Consider the following 14,906-nt stretch of genomic DNA (forward strand, 5'->3'; position numbering starts at 1 on the left):
TCGAATCAACGTGTGCCGATGTCCATGTTCCAGCGCCTTCTCGAGGGCCTTCTTGAGGGCCTTGGCATCCGCCTCGGTCTTCTCGCCTTCGTCCTCGCCTCCGCGCTCTCCGCAAGCGGCGCAGGGGCTGAGGAAGCCCATGCCATCGCGATGCACGGCAAGCCGGCGATGCCGGCCGATTTCACCCACATGCCCTACGCCAACCCTGATGCCCCCAAGGGCGGCCGGCTCACCTGGGGCATTCTCGGCACCTTCGACAGCCTCAATCCCTTCATCGTCAGGGGATTGGCCGTGCAGCCGGTGCGGAACTACGTGGTCGAGAGCCTGCTCGCACGCGGCAATGACGAGCCGTTCACGCTCTACAGCCTGCTCGCCAGATCGGTCGAGACCGATGACGCGCGGAGCTTTGTCACGTTCCGCCTCGATCCCCGCGCCCGCTTCTCCGACGGCAAGCCGGTCCTGGCGGAGGATGTGCTGTTCTCCTGGCAGCTGCTGCGCGATCACGGCCGCCCCAACCATCGGCAATATTACGCCAAGGTCGCCAAGGCCGAGGCGCCCGACCCTCTCACCGTCCGCTTCGACCTGGCTGGCGCCAACGACCGGGAATTGCCGCTGATCCTCGGCCTGATGCCGATCCTGCCGAAGCATGCAGTGGATGTCGCGACCTTTGAGGAGACGACGCTGACCGGCCCGATCGGCTCGGGCCCGTATCGGATCATGGCGGTGAAGCCCGGCGCCAGCGTGACCTTGACCCGCAATCCCGACTATTGGGGTCGCGGCCTGCCCATCAATCGCGGGCTCTACAATTTCGACGAGATCAGGCTCGACTATTTTCGCGAGGCCAACGGCCAGTTCGAAGCCTTCAAGCGCGGCCTCTATGATTTCCGCGTCGAGCACGAGCCGCTGCGCTGGCACGACGGTTACGACTTTCCAGCCGCCAAAAGCGGCGAAGTGATCCGCGACACCATCAAGCCCGGCGTGCCGCAGCCTTCCGAATTCCTGGTGTTCAACACGCGCCGTCCGATCTTCGGCGACATCCGCGTGCGCCGGGCACTGACGCTGCTGTTCGATTTCGAGCTGGTCAACCGCAACTACTTCTTCGGACTCTATTCGCGCGTTGCCGGCTATTTCGCCGGCTCCGACCTGTCGGCCTATGGCCGGCCCGCGGATGCGCGCGAACGCGAGCTGCTGACGCCCTTCGCCGCGCAGATCCCGCCCGACGTCATGGACGGCAGCTACCGCCTGCCCGTCACCGACGGCTCGGGGCGCGACCGGACGACGCTGCGCGCCGCACTCAAGCTCCTGTCGGACGCCGGCTACGATCTCGACGGCACCGTCCTGCGCAACCGCGCGACAAAAGCCCCCTTCACCTTCGAGATGCTGGTGACGACCCGCGACCAGGAGCGCATCGCGCTCGCGTTCCAGCGCGACCTCAAACGCGCCGGCATCGAGCCGAGCGTTCGCGCGGTCGATCCCGTGCAGTTCGACCAGCGCCGGCTCGGCTACGAGTTCGACATGATCCAGAACCGCTGGGACCAGTCGCTGTCGCCCGGCAACGAGCAGTATTTCTATTGGGGCAGCGCTGCCGCCGACAATCCGGGCACCCGCAACTACATGGGCGCCAAAGATCCCGCCGTCGATACCATGATCGACGCTCTCCTCGAGGCCCGTGATCACACGGCCTTCGTCTCGGCTGTGCGGGCGCTCGACCGCGCCCTGATCTCCGGTTTCTATACAATCCCCCTGTTTAACGTATCCGAGCAATGGATCGCGCGCTGGAATCGGATAGAACGGCCAAAGGCCACTTCGCTGTCCGGCTACCTGCCGGAGACCTGGTGGTCGAAGGGGCAGCCGCAAGCGAAGTGACGCCGTGAATCAGCCAGCCGTATCGCCGACGCTCGACACGCTGTTTCAGCGCACGCTGATGCGGCAACCGCACGCGCCCGCCCTGCTCGATCCCCTCAACAAGGCCCGCGTGACCGGCCACCAGCCGCGGCGGATGACCTACGCCGAGGCCGACACCGCCATCGAGGCCCTGTCGGCGCATTTCGTCGAATCGGGCCTGCCGGCCAATTCCGTCATCGCGATCCAGCTGCCTGCTACGGTCGAGTTCGTGCTGACGGTGCTCGCCGCGCATCGCGCCGGGCTCGTGGTCGCCGTGCTGCCGCTGCTCTGGCGCCATGCGGAACTGAGCGCCGCGCTGAACCGCACCGCGGCGCGAGCGATCGTCACCATGAGCAAGGTCGACGGCGTCAGCTATTCCGACCTCGCAATGCACGCCGCCGCGGAGGCCTTCTCGATCCGCTACGTCTGCGGTTTCGGCGCCGACCTGCCCGAGGGCATGGCCTCGCTCGACGACGTGCTGGCCCGCCCGCCGGGCACCACGCGCGCCGTGATCCAGGACGGCCGCAAGGCGGCGATGATCTCCTTCGACGTCACCGCGGAAGGCTTTCGCCCGGTGCCGCGGCCGCATTTCAGCCTGATCGCCGGCGGGCTCGCGATGTCGCTGGAAGCCGACATCAAGCAGGGCGCGACCGTGATGGCGGCGTTCACGCCGATGTCGTTCGCGGGCCTCGCCTCCTCGCTCGCGGTGTGGCTGCTCTGCGGCGGCACGCTGGCGCTGCATCATCCCTTCGAGAACGACGTGCTGGAACAGCAAATCAACGAGCACGAATGCGAGGTGCTGATCGCCCCCGCGCAGCTCGCGCTGCGGCTCGGCGATGCCGATCTCGCGGCGCGGATGCCGAGCTTGCGCAACGTCATCGGCCTCTGGCGCGCGCCCGAGCAGGTGGCGGCGAGCGATGCCTGGATCGCGCCGCATGCACCGCTGACCGACGTCTATCTGTTCGGCGAGGCCGGGCTGTTCGGGGCCCGCCGCGGCGAGGACGGCATGCCTGTTGCGGTGATGCCCGGGCCGCACGGCGCCCCGCGCGAGCAGTCCGGTTCCTCCATCGCCGGCGAGATCCTGCTGACACCCAGGGGCACGCTCGGCCTGCGCGGAGCGATGGTGCCGATCGCGGCCTACGCGCCGCCGCAGCCGGTCGGCGACACGCTGACGGCGCAGCCGCCGCGCGATTACGTCGACACCGGCTATGCCGCGCGGCTCGACCGTCCGAGCGGCGCGATCTGCATCACCGCACCGCCCTCCGGCATCATGGCCGTCGGCGGCTACCGCTTCCTGTCCAACGACCTCCAGGAATGGGCGCGCCGGCTCGGCCAGGGCGCCCTGCTCACCGCGCTGCCCGACCGGCTCTCGGGTCACCGGCTCGCAGGACGGGCGCAAGACAATGGCCGCGCCCGCGAAGCGCTCAATGAACTCGGGCTTAACCCCCTGATGGTCGAGGCTTTTCGCGACCGCTCCGGGCCGGTTTAAGCGCAGTTTCGACCCATCCATTGACGCTGCATTAAGGCAACCGGACTAGATTGCGCAGCATCTGTTGCGTGATCAGAGTTTGCGATGTCCCAGGCGGGCCCGATCCTGTTTGTGTCCAACGCCCAGCGGCCGCCTTTCATTGCGGCACTGGACGAGGCCCGTCTGTTTCCCGTCGTCGACGCCGACTGGGCCAGCGCGGCGCGCGCGGTCGAGCAGGTGCAGCCGGCCGCGGTTCTCGCCGCGATGCATGCCGGGCACGAGCCCTACCTTGCGCCGCTCGCCAGGAAGATCGCGGACCAATCGCCCTACCTGCCGTTCGTGGCGCTCGATGCTGCGGGCACGCTGCCGCAGAACGCCCTGCCCTTCTCCTCGCGCGGCGGCAATTCCGACCGCCTCGTCGCGCGGCTCCGCGCCGCGCTACGCGTACGCACTCTCCATGCGACGGTTCTGCGCCGGCTGCCGGACGCGAAAGTCGGGTTGCCGGAGGGGGATCCGGCACGCGAGGCAACGGTGCTCCTGATCGGCCGCGGAGCAGCCTATCCTGCGCTCTCCGTCGCACTCGGCGAACGCGTCGGGGTCGTCGGCGCGCTCTCGATCGAGGCCGCGGCCAAGCATCTCAACACCCGCGACATCGATGGCGTCGTACTCGCCGAAGGCTTTACCGCGCGCGTCACCGACGCCTTCCTCACGGTGCTCGCCGAAGACACCCGATTCCGCAGCCTGCCCGTGGTTGTCACCGCGCACCAGCTCGCGCAGACTTACGACCTGCCCAATCTCGAGCTGATCCCGGGCGAGCCGGCGAAGGTCGCCGGCAACGCGCTGCCGCTGATCCGCCAGCACGCGATGGAAGCGCAACTGAGCCGCACGCTGCGTTCGATCGATGCCGGCGGCTGGCTCGACCCGCGCAGCGGCCTGCTCACGGTGGAAGCTTTTGCCCGCGATTTCGCCAAGGCGGTCGAGCAGGCTCTTGCCCGCGGCGGCGGCCTCTCCGTGGCGCGCTTCGCCTTCGAGCCCGGCAATTCCCGTGCCCAGCTCGACGCCGCGCGGATCCTGAGCCGACTGATGCGGCAGATGGATTTTGGCGTGGCGCAGAAAGACGGTTCCGTCATCGTCGTGTTCGCGGAGACCGACTTCCGCACCGCCCACATGATCGCCCGCCGCCTGTCGGCGGTGATGCGGCACACCTCCAATGGCAAGCACGAGATGCGCAGCGATCCCGTCGTCAGCGTGGACTCGCTGTCGCCGTCGGATACGGCGCGGTCACTGCTCGGGCGTCTCTCAGCCGACGCGTCGCGCGCGGCGTCGTAGTCGCGCGTCAGCAATCCCTGATCTCGTCCGCGCCCCTTGTCCGGGCAACGTGGCGCTAAGCGCCGCCATTCGCGCTAGATTTCGGGGCGGCCGCCAGAGCGGGAGTGGCCAGGAGAAAGCCGACAGTTTCGTTCAGGAGCTCGTGGGCCCGGTCGACGATGTCGTCCAGCGACATCGTCTTTGCGAACATGCGCTGCGCTTCAGCCAGCAACTGGTCGCGAGTCGGCATGCTGGACAGACGCAAATCGGCACGCTGCTGCAACAGAATGATCGCGTCCCGGACCGACAATTCGGTCTCATGGATCGACGTCTTGATCGCCTGTGCGATGTGTTCAGGATTGAAGCGAGCGGCGAGCTGCTCGGCCGCTTGCTTGATCGCGCGTGATCCCAACCGATGCTCATTGCGCAGGACCTGCTTGGGCGGCATCTTCAGATCCCGGACAATCCCGAGCCAGGACAAAGCCACCAGGATATAATAGGTGAGATCAATCTCGTACCAGTGGAAGCCCTGTCGAGCACTGGCCTGATAGGCGTGGTGATTGTTGTGCCACCCCTCACCCATCGTGACGAGAGCGAGCAGCCAGTTGTTGCGGGAATCGTCGCCGGTCACGTACCGCCTGCGGCCGTGAACATGTGCGAGGGAGTTGATGCAGAACGTGCCGTGATACACGAGCACCGTGCTCCAGAGAAAGCCGACCACGAGTCCTGACCACCCGGCAATGAGGAAGCAGAGGCCCGCGAGCACGAATGCCGGCAGAAGCTCCAATTTGTGCAGCCACATCAACTCGGGATACGACGCCAGATCCGATACTTTCACCAGATCGGTTGCATCGTGCTGCCGGTAGAAGATCCAGCCGAGATGACTGTAGAGGAAGCCCTTGTGCCGGGGCGAATGCACATCCTGCGCCGTATCCGAGTGAAGATGGTGATGGCGATGTTTGGCAGCCCACCAGAGGACGCTTTTCTGAGCGCTGCTCTGGGCCAGGAAGGCCAGGATGAACTGAAACACCCGGCTGGTCGCGTAAGCCCGGTGCGAGAAATACCGGTGATAGCCGGCGGTGATCGCAAACATGCGCAACCAGTACAGAACCGCGCAAATGACTACGGCTTGCCACGAGACGCCCGACCAGATCGCCGCGAAGCATCCCGCGTGGACCAATATGAACGGCAGGACCTGCGGATACATGACGTCGTCGTGTTCGTCACCGTGTTCCTGGCCTGAATCGATATTGATAGACACGCTCGCGACCTCAGAAGTTTCAATGGGCGGGGCAGCCCCGCTTTGCGGTACAAAAAACCCGCGGCCGGTAAACCAGTCGCGGGTCACACGAATCAGGTCATTAGTCAGGCACGCTATCAGCGGCGAGGCCAAGTCGGAGGCCAAGTCGTCGGCCTAACTCGACGAATCGAACATGGCTGTCGTTCGATCATTCCGCAAGTGGCCATATGCCGCTGTCTTGTATCCAAGTACCGCTCCGGTGGCGCTCGGAACAATTACGCCGCCTTCTTGCTCTGCGCCAGCTGTGCCAGCTGCCGCATGATCTCCGTGGTGCCGGCGAGACGCTCTTCCGGTGTCTCCCAGTCCTGCAGGAACACCACCTTCATGTCCGGCCGCACCTTGGCGGCCTGGCCATAGCTGCGGATGAACGACACCAGGCGATCGGGGTGGGCGAACGAATTGTCGCGGAAGGCGATGACCGCGCCCTTCGGGCCGGCATCGATCTTCCCGACATTGGCCGTGCGGCAGAACGCCTTGATCGCGGCGACCTTGAACAGATAGCGCACCTCGTCCGGCAACACGCCGAAACGGTCGCGCATCTCCGCGCCAAAGTTCTCGATCTCCTCCTCGGTGTCGAGATCGGCGAGCCGCCGGTACAGCGACAGCCGCACCGAGAGGTCGCCGACATAGTCTTCCGGAATGAGCACGGGCATGCCGATGGTGATCGAGGGCGACCAGCGGTCGGCGGCGGGCTCGGACACGCCGGCCTTGAGGTTGACGATCGCCTCCTCCAGCATCGACTGGTAGAGCTCGAAACCGACCTCCTTGATGTGGCCGGACTGCTCCTCGCCGAGCAGGTTGCCGGCGCCGCGGATGTCGAGATCGTGCGAAGCGAGCTGGAAGCCAGCGCCCAGCGTCTCCAGCGATTGCAGCACGGTGAGCCGGCGCTCGGCCTGCGCGGTGATCTTCTGCTGCGCCGGCAGCGTGAACAGCGCATAGGCCCGCAGCTTGGAGCGGCCGACGCGGCCGCGGAGCTGATACAGCTGCGCCAGGCCGAACATGTCGGCACGGTGCACGATCAGGGTGTTGGCGTTGGGAATGTCGAGGCCGGATTCCACGATGGTGGTCGACAGCAGGATGTCGAACTTGCCGTCGTAGAAGGCAGTCATGATGTCTTCGATCACCGCGGGCGGCATCTGGCCGTGCGCGACCGCGACCTTCATCTCCGGCACGTTCTTGTCGAGGAAGTCCTTGACCTCGGCGAGGTCGTCGATGCGCGGCACCACGTAGAACGCCTGGCCGCCACGATAACGTTCGCGCAGCAGCGCCTCGCGGATCATCAGCGGATCATGCGGGGCGACGAAGGTACGCACCGCGAGGCGGTCGACCGGTGGCGATGCGATGATCGAGAGCTCGCGGACGCCGGTCAACGCCAGCTGCAGCGTGCGCGGGATCGGCGTCGCCGACAGCGTCAGCACATGCACCTCGGAGCGAAGCGCCTTCAGCCGTTCCTTGTGGGTGACGCCAAAATGCTGCTCCTCGTCGACGATGACGAGGCCGAGATCGCGGAACTTGATCGCCTTGCCGAGCAGCGCGTGGGTGCCGACGACGATGTCGACCGAGCCATCGGCGATACCCTTCTTGACCAGGTTCAGCTCCTTGGTCGGGACCAGGCGCGAGGCCTGCGCCACATTCACTGGAAAGCCCTTGAAGCGGTCGGTGAAGGTCTTGTGGTGCTGGCGGGCGAGCAGCGTGGTCGGCACCACGACCGCGACCTGCTTGCCTTCGAGCGCGACGGCAAAGGCCGCGCGCAAGGCCACCTCGGTCTTGCCGAAGCCGACGTCGCCGCAGATCAGCCGATCCATCGGACGGCCGAGTTCGAGGTCCTTTAGCGTCGATTCGATCGCGCCAAGCTGGTCCTCGGTCTCGTCATAGGGGAAGCGCGCGCAGAACTCGTCGTAAAGGCCCGGCTGCACCGGCAGCTTCGGCGCCTCGTGCAAATGGCGCGCGGCGGCGATCTTGATCAGCTCGCCCGCGATCTCGCGGATGCGGTTCTTGAGCTTCGCCTTGCGGGTCTGCCAGCCAGAGCCGCCCAGACGATCCAGTTCGACCGCGGTCTGGTCGGAACCGTAGCGCGACAGCAGCTCGATGTTCTCGACCGGCAGGAACAGTTTTGCGTCGGCGGCGTAATGCAGCTCAAGACAGTCATGCGGCGCGCCGGCGACGTCGAGGGTTTGCAAGCCGATGAAGCGGCCGATGCCGTGGTCGGCATGGACGACGATGTCGCCGGCGGTGAGGCTCGTCACCTCCGAGATGAAATTGTCGAGCTTGCGGCTCGCCTTGCGGGGCCGGACCAGGCGGTCGCCGAGGATGTCCTGCTCGCTGATCAGCGCGATCTCGTCGGTCTCGAAACCGCTTTCCAGGCCGAGCACGGCGAGCATGGTCTCGTTGCGCGGGGTCGCCTGCACCGTCCGCCAGGCGTTGACGCTCGTGGTATGGGTCAGCTTGTGGTCGCGCAGCATCGAGGTCATGCGGTCGCGCGATCCCTCGCTCCAGAGCGCGATCACGACCTTCTTGCGCTGGGCATGCAGCGCCATCACGTGGCTGACGACGGACTCGAACACGTTGACGGTGGCGTCGTTGCGTTCGGGTGCGAAGTCGCGGCCCTTGCGCGCGCCGGCATCGACGATCGTCGCACCATCGGCCGGAACCGAAAACTGCGTCAGCCGCACCAGCGACATCTCGCTTTCGCGCCTGGTCCATTCCTCGTCGGTGAGATAGAGCCTGTCGGGCGGCAGCGGCTTGTAGATCGCGCCGCCGCCGGGATGCTCCATCGCATCGCGGCGGGCTTCGTAGTAATCCTGGATCTGCTTGAAACGCTCGCGAACGGCGTCCTCGGCCTGCGGCTCGATCGCGATGGCTGCGCCTTGCAGATAGTCGAACAGCGTGTCCATCCGGTCCTGGAACAGCGGCAGCCAGTGCTCCATGCCGGGATGGCGGCGGCCCTCGCTGACGGCCTCGTACAGCGCGTCGTCGCGCTCGGGCGCGCCGAACTCGGCGACATAGCCCATGCGGAAACGGCGGATGGTGTCGGTGACGAGCTGGAATTCCGAGATCGGCACGAGGTCGAGCGAGCGCATGTCGAGCATCGTGCGCTGGGTCTCGGCGTCGAAGGAGCGGATCGATTCCAGGCTGTCGCCGAAGAAGTCGAAGCGGACCGGCTGGTCGAGGCCGGCCGGAAACAGATCCAGGATACCGCCGCGCACGGCATATTCGCCGGGCTCGCGCACGGTCGAGGAGCGGTTGTAGCCGTTGTGCTCGAGCCAGGCGACGATGGTCTCCATCGGCACGACATTGCCGGGCGCGACCGACAGCGCCTGCGCCGCGACCAGATCGCGCGTGGGCACGCGCTGCACGATAGCGTTCACCGTGGTGAGCACGATCAGCGGCTTGTCGCTGCCGGTCAGCGGCGCAAGCCGCGCCAGTGTGGTCAGGCGCTGCGCCAGGATGCCGCCATGCGGCGAGACGCGGTCATAGGGCTGGCAGTCCCAGGCCGGAAAGGTCAGCACCGGCAAATCAGGCGCGAAGAATTGCAGCGCGCGCTCGAGCTGCTGCATTCGCCCACCGTCGCGGCAGACCACGGCAAGGCTGACGGCCGGTTTCTTCGGCCGCGCGGCGATGGCGCGGGCGAGATCGGAGATGACGAGGCCCTCGGCGCCCTCGGCAACATTGGCAAGCGTCAGCGCGCGGCCGGGCGTGAGCAGCTCGGCCGGCGACTTCATCCCCTGTTTCATAAATCGCCGTCCGTAATCGGGAACGCCTTGATGCGGGCAAACAGCGCGCCGGTGACATCAGCTGGCAGCACCTTGTCACCGGTGATGGCGGCATAGAGATCGGGATCGGACTCTTCGAGCAGGGTCTCGAGCTCGGTCAGCTCGTCGTCGGACAGATTGCCGATCTCGGCATCCGCGAAGCGGCCCAGGATCAGGTCCATCTCGCGCGTGCCGCGGTGCCAGCAGCGGAACAGAAGCCGCTTGCGGCGATCGTCCAGCCCATTGCTCGATCGTGTCGTTCCCGTCATGTCTCAGATCCAGTCAAACGCAGAAAGCCCGGACGTGCCGGGCCGGGGTGATATAGCCACTCGGACCGCCCCTGTCAGCCCTCGATTTGGCATGGCCCGCTGCCCGCGCGAGCGCCACGAAAAAAGACGTGGATGCCCGGCATAAAGCCGGGCATGACGGGCCGAAACGATCCTAGATTCGCTCTCATGCGCCCCAGCCTGCTCAATCCGCTGTTTGCTCCCGTGACCAGCCTGCCCGGCGTCGGTCCGAAGCAGGACAAGCTGCTGCAGTACCTGCTCAGCCGCAATGAGACGCCGCGCCTGGTTGACCTGCTGCTGCATTTGCCGAGCCAGGTCATCGACCGCCGCGCGCGGCCAAAGATCCGCGACGCCGTCCAGGGAACCATGGTGACGCTGGAGGTCACCGTCGATCGCCATCGCCCGCCGCCGCCGCGCAACGCCCGCGCGCCCTATCTCGTCTATGCCAGCGACGACACCGGCGACGTCGTGCTGACCTTCTTCCGCGCCAAGCCCGGCTATGTCGAAAAGCTGCTGCCGATGGGAGAGAAGCGCTACGTCTCGGGCACACTGCAGATGTATGACGGCATCCCGCAGATCGTGCATCCCGACCGCGTGCTCGACGAAGAGGCGATCTCGAAGCTCTCGGGCATCGACCCGGTCTATCCGCTGACCACGGGTCTGGCGCTCGGCTCGCTGCGACGCGCGGTCGCGCAAGCGCTGCAGAAGCTGCCCGCCCTGCCGGAATGGATCAGCCCGGAGGTGATGCGCCGCTGCAGTTTTCCGTCGGTCACCGAGGCGCTCAGCCGCGTGCACCAGCCGGTCGAGCTGACAGACATCCTGCCCGAAAAACCCTACTGGTCGCGCCTCGCCTTCGACGAGCTTTTGGCCGGCCAGCTCGCGCTGGCCCTGATCCGCGCGCAATTGCGCCGCCCGGCCGGCGTCCGCAACGCCGGCGACGGTCACTTGCGCAACAAGATCATCGACGCCCTGCCCTATGCATTGACGTCGTCGCAGCGAGAAGCGACCGCCGCCATCGCGAACGATCTGCAACAACCCGTGCGCATGCTGCGCCTGCTTCAGGGCGATGTCGGCTCGGGCAAGACCGTGGTGGCGCTGCTGGCGGCCGCCGCCGTCGCCGAAGTCGGCAAGCAGGCCGCGCTGATGGCGCCGACGGAAATTTTGGCGCGGCAGCACATCAAGACCATCGCCCCGCTCGCGGAGCGCGCAGGGCTGCGCGTGGCCATCCTCACCGGCCGCGAGAAAGGCAAGGAACGGCGCGAGCTGTTGGCGCAACTCGAAGCCGGCGAGATCAATCTCCTCGTCGGCACCCACGCGCTGATCCAGGACGACGTGATCTTTAGCGATCTCGCCCTGGCCGTCGTCGACGAGCAGCATCGTTTCGGCGTGCGCGAACGCCTCGCGCTGACCTCGAAGGGCGCCGCCGTCGACGTGCTGGTGCTGAGTGCGACGCCGATCCCGCGCACGCTGGTGCTGACCTATTTCGGCGACATGGACATCTCCGAGTTGCGCGAGAAGCCCGCCGGCCGCCAGCCGATCGAGACCCGCACCATATCGATGAGCCGCCTCAATGAGGTCACGGACAGCATCGGCCGGGCCCTGGAGGCGGGCAAGCTGGTCTACTGGATCTGCCCGCTGGTCGAGGAATCCGAGGCTGAAGGCACCGAGCACCTGACCAATGCGACCAAACGCTTCGAGAGCTTGCAAAAGCGTTTCGGCGACCGCGTCGGCCTCGTCCACGGCCAGATGAAGGGCACCGAGAAGGACCGCGTGATGGGCCAGTTCGCCGCCCATGAGATCGGGCTTCTGGTTGCGACCACCGTGGTCGAGGTCGGCGTCGACGTGCCGGCCGCGACCATCATGGTGATCGAGAACGCCGAACGGTTTGGCCTTGCCCAGCTGCACCAGCTGCGCGGCCGCATCGGGCGCGGCTCGGAAGCCTCGACCTGCCTCTTGCTGTACAGCGAGCCGCTCGGCGAGATGTCGAAGGCACGCCTGAAGGTCATCCGCGAGACCACCGACGGCTTTCGCATCGCCGAGGAAGATTTGAAGCTGCGCGGCGAAGGCGATGTGCTCGGCGTGCGCCAGAGCGGCCTGCCCGGCTACCGCATCGCGCGCTCGGAGGTGCACGGCCAGCTCATCACCCAGGCTAGAGACGAGGCGCTGCGGATCCTCAAGGACGATCCGAAGCTGAAGGGCGAGCGCGGCGAGGCGCTACGGTGCCTGCTGTATCTCTATGAGCGGGACGAGGCGATCCCGCTGATCGGGGCGGGTTAACCTGCTGCTCTTCGGCGCCCGACCTCATAAGCCGCCACATGCGCGCGGGCCAAATCCAGCAGCGGCGTATCGATACCGAGCGTGCGGGCGCGATTGGCCATATCGCCCAGGATATGCTCCGCTTCAGTGACCGAACCACGCTCGATATCGCGCAGCATCGAAGCCTTGAGCGGCGAGTCCAGGGTAGTGAACAGTTTCCGGTCGAACTCGATGAACGGGGCGCGTGGCTCAAAACCCGACGCCGTTGCAACGGCACAGCATTCCGCGAACAGCCGGAAAATGGACTGCTCGCCGTTCGGCACCGCCAGGATGTCGCCGATACTTGCGCGCATCAGGCAAGTGATGCCGGCGAGCGTGCTGAGCTGGACGAACTTCTCCCACATGTCCTGCATGATCGCTTCGCTGGCGCGCACGTCGATACCGGGGACATGGAGCAGTGTTTCCAGCGCGAGCGCACGCTCGCTCAGCGCCCCGTTGGTCTCGCCGAAGACGATGGTCTGATTGGCCATGAACTGAACGACACGACCATCCGCGTCGAGCCCGGCGCTGACGTTCGCCAGGCCGCCGAGGACGCGCGCAGCACCGAACTTCGCGGTCAAGGTGTCGATATGTTTCAATCCGTTGAGTATCGGCAGAATCATCGTGTTGGCGCCAACGGCCGGGGCAAACTGGGCCATCGCATCGTCGAGCGAGTAGGATTTCACCCCGACCAGCACGACGTCGAATGTCTCCTTGAGATCGTCTGCCAAGATGATCTTCGGCTGTACGGCAAAGTCGCCATGCGGGCTCACGACCTGCAGTCCATTCCGCCGCAATTGCTCGGCACGCTTCGCTCGCACCAGAAAGGTCAGGTCGCCGCCTGCTCGGACCAGGCGAGCTCCGTAATAGCCTCCAAGCGCGCCTGCGCCGATCACCAGCACTCTCATTCGAACTCCGATTGCATCCATCTGTCTCCGCAGAAACAATAGCAGACGGGGCGTGCGGCGTCTCCTCCCCGTCATTGCGAGCGCAGCGAAGCAATCCAGAATCTTCCCACGGAGACAGGCTGGATTGCTTCGCTGCGCTCGCAATGACGAAGTGGATAGAGCCGGTTCAGAAGACTCACCCTTTCGCCGCGGTCGACTTTATGAAACCTTGCGCTCATGCGCAGGGTCATCGTTGTCGGTTCTCAGGGAAGCGGAAAGACGAGCCTCTCTCGAAATCTCGGGCGGAAGCTTGGACTGCCCGTGGTGCATCTCGACGTGCTCTATTGGCGGCCGGGATGGAATCCATCCGACAAGGCCAGCTTCCGTCTACGCGTCGCGGAGGCGATCGCGGGCGACGCATGGGTCATCGACGGCAGCTTCTCGGGGCTCGCCTTCGATCTCACGCTTGCGCGTGCCGACACCCTGGTCGTCATCGACCGCCCGCGCTGGCTCTGCGAGTGGCGCATTCTCTGGCGCTCCGCGTTCGATCGCGACACGACGCGCCCCGATCTTCCCGAGGGATGTCCGGAACAGTTCGACTGGAAACTGATGAAGGAGGCGTGGCGCTACGACACGGAGCGCGTGCCTGTGATCGAGGCCGAGCGCCTTCAATATGGCCCCGATGTCCCGGTCGTGCGCCTGAGACGCGACCGGGACATCCAGGGTTTTCTGGAATCGGTTTCAGTGCACGGCGAGTGATCCATTGCCGTGACGTCGGACTGGACGGTCAGGCCTTCTTCTGCGCGACACGCGCTGCGAACGCCTTCAGCAGTGCCGCATCCACCGCTTCGCCATTCGCGTCCGCGGCGAGGTGCTCGAACCAGCGCGCAAAGCCTTCGTAGATCTGGCTCGCCGGATGGTCGGGCCCGAGGAAACCCGAGATCTCCCGCATCTCCGCGACCCAGCGATAGGCCTTCGGGATCATGTCCGGCAGCGCGACTTCGAGCCGGGCCAGGACCGCGGGCTGGCTCAGCGCGAGCTCGTCGCGCAGCGCATCGGCCGCGCCCGCTTTCGTGGCCGCGACCACCATGGCCGAGCCGATGCCGGCCAGGCCCTTGACGATACCTGCATAGGACATCTTCAGCGCGGAGGCCGCACCGACGGGGCCCTCGACAATCCGCACGTCGAGCCCGAGATTCTTCAGCACCGCGAGATCCCCGGCGTACTCGCCGGACAGGTAGAAGGCCGGGCTCTTGCCGCCGGGCTGCGGCGGGAAGCCGATGATGCCGCCATCGACGAACGGCGCCTGTGCCGAGCCGATGATCTCCTCGATTCTTTGCACGGTATCGACATTGACCGCGTTGCAGTCGACGACGATGGGCTTCTTCTCGCGCCGGACGATCAGCGCCGCCAGGCGTTCGGCCAAAGCCACGGCTTCGCCCGGCGGCACGATCGAAAGGATGATGTCGGCCTCCGCGATCGCGTCGTCCTCGGCGCCGATCATGCCGGCATCCGCGGCGCGCTTTTGCGTCGCCTCGCTGCGCCCCTTCAACGACGTCAGCACGCGCGCACCGTTTTCGCAGAGGCGGCGGGCCACGGCGCTGCCCATGGCGCCGGGCGCGAGGATCGCAATGGTCTTCGTCATCATGCACTCCAGGTCGAATTCCGAGCGAGGCGCTCGATTCAACCGGAAGACTAGCAGAGGACGAAAGTGCTTGCGTGAAT

10 protein-coding genes are annotated in these 14,906 nt (G+C 66.0%); 5 read left to right on the plus strand and 5 right to left on the minus strand.

Features of this window, described 5'->3' with window-relative positions; genetic code table 11:
- The first annotated feature begins 18 nt into the window (after positions 1–18).
- The 3 genes from IVB46_RS01500 (at position 19) to IVB46_RS01510 (ending at position 4,681) form a co-directional block, all read left to right on the plus strand.
- Positions 19–1,866: an extracellular solute-binding protein gene (locus IVB46_RS01500; protein ID WP_247309983.1), complete on the plus strand. Its 1,848-nt coding sequence runs from the start codon at positions 19–21 to the stop codon at positions 1,864–1,866.
- 4 nt (positions 1,867–1,870) lie between these two features.
- Positions 1,871–3,373, plus strand: a complete 1,503-nt coding sequence (locus IVB46_RS01505; protein ID WP_166096622.1) for a class I adenylate-forming enzyme family protein — start codon at positions 1,871–1,873, stop codon at positions 3,371–3,373.
- Between the two features lie 84 nt (positions 3,374–3,457).
- On the plus strand, positions 3,458–4,681 hold the full coding sequence (locus IVB46_RS01510) for a GGDEF domain-containing protein (protein ID WP_247341722.1): 1,224 nt from the start codon (positions 3,458–3,460) through the stop codon (positions 4,679–4,681).
- Between the two features lie 55 nt (positions 4,682–4,736).
- Here the strand turns inward: IVB46_RS01510 and IVB46_RS01515 are convergent, their stop codons facing one another.
- The 3 genes from IVB46_RS01515 to IVB46_RS01525 form a co-directional block, all read right to left on the minus strand.
- A complete protein-coding gene (locus IVB46_RS01515; RefSeq protein WP_247310079.1) occupies positions 4,737–5,867 on the minus strand; it encodes an acyl-CoA desaturase in 1,131 nt (376 codons plus the stop codon).
- 308 nt (positions 5,868–6,175) lie between these two features.
- Entirely contained in the window at positions 6,176–9,694 is a 3,519-nt protein-coding gene (gene mfd, locus IVB46_RS01520) for a transcription-repair coupling factor (RefSeq protein WP_247309987.1), read from the minus strand.
- A complete protein-coding gene (locus tag IVB46_RS01525; protein WP_028147879.1) occupies positions 9,691–9,981 on the minus strand; it encodes a succinate dehydrogenase assembly factor 2 in 291 nt (96 codons plus the stop codon). Before IVB46_RS01525 ends, mfd begins: the two co-directional genes overlap by 4 nt.
- Positions 9,982–10,167: 186 nt before the next feature.
- Here IVB46_RS01525 and recG point away from each other — a divergent pair, with 186 nt between their 5' ends.
- Positions 10,168–12,276: an ATP-dependent DNA helicase RecG gene (gene recG, locus IVB46_RS01530; RefSeq protein ID WP_247309988.1), complete on the plus strand. Its 2,109-nt coding sequence runs from the start codon at positions 10,168–10,170 to the stop codon at positions 12,274–12,276.
- On the opposite strand, the gene panE is transcribed toward recG, so the two are convergent.
- Positions 12,273–13,202 (minus strand): 2-dehydropantoate 2-reductase, encoded by a 930-nt coding sequence (panE, locus tag IVB46_RS01535; RefSeq protein ID WP_247309990.1) that lies wholly within the window; start codon positions 13,200–13,202, stop codon positions 12,273–12,275. The genes recG and panE overlap by 4 nt on opposite strands.
- 300 nt (positions 13,203–13,502) lie before the next feature.
- Here panE and IVB46_RS01540 point away from each other — a divergent pair, with 300 nt between their 5' ends.
- Complete coding sequence (locus IVB46_RS01540; RefSeq protein ID WP_247309992.1) at positions 13,503–13,940, plus strand: AAA family ATPase; 438 nt, start codon at positions 13,503–13,505, stop codon at positions 13,938–13,940.
- A 28-nt stretch (positions 13,941–13,968) separates the two neighbouring features.
- Here IVB46_RS01540 and IVB46_RS01545 read toward each other — a convergent pair whose 3' ends face one another.
- On the minus strand, positions 13,969–14,826 hold the full coding sequence (locus tag IVB46_RS01545) for an NAD(P)-dependent oxidoreductase (RefSeq protein ID WP_247310081.1): 858 nt from the start codon (positions 14,824–14,826) through the stop codon (positions 13,969–13,971).
- Positions 14,827–14,906 lie beyond the last annotated feature (80 nt).

It is taken from the genome of Bradyrhizobium sp. 61, assembly GCF_023073075.1.
Classification (GTDB): domain Bacteria; phylum Pseudomonadota; class Alphaproteobacteria; order Rhizobiales; family Xanthobacteraceae; genus Bradyrhizobium; species Bradyrhizobium barranii.

Excerpts from the sequence above, each read along its gene's own strand:
- recG (WP_247309988.1), top strand. The coding sequence starts at position 10,168 with ATGCGCCCCAGCCTGCTCAATCCGCTGTTTGCTCCCGTGACCAGCCTG.
- mfd (WP_247309987.1), bottom strand. The coding sequence starts at position 9,694 with ATGAAACAGGGGATGAAGTCGCCGGCCGAGCTGCTCACGCCCGGCCGC.
- IVB46_RS01545 (WP_247310081.1), bottom strand. The coding sequence starts at position 14,826 with ATGACGAAGACCATTGCGATCCTCGCGCCCGGCGCCATGGGCAGCGCC.
- IVB46_RS01515 (WP_247310079.1), bottom strand. The coding sequence starts at position 5,867 with ATGTATCCGCAGGTCCTGCCGTTCATATTGGTCCACGCGGGATGCTTC.
- IVB46_RS01510 (WP_247341722.1), top strand. The coding sequence starts at position 3,458 with ATGTCCCAGGCGGGCCCGATCCTGTTTGTGTCCAACGCCCAGCGGCCG.
- IVB46_RS01525 (WP_028147879.1), bottom strand. The coding sequence starts at position 9,981 with ATGACGGGAACGACACGATCGAGCAATGGGCTGGACGATCGCCGCAAG.
- panE (WP_247309990.1), bottom strand. The coding sequence starts at position 13,202 with ATGAGAGTGCTGGTGATCGGCGCAGGCGCGCTTGGAGGCTATTACGGA.
- IVB46_RS01500 (WP_247309983.1), top strand. The coding sequence starts at position 19 with ATGTCCATGTTCCAGCGCCTTCTCGAGGGCCTTCTTGAGGGCCTTGGC.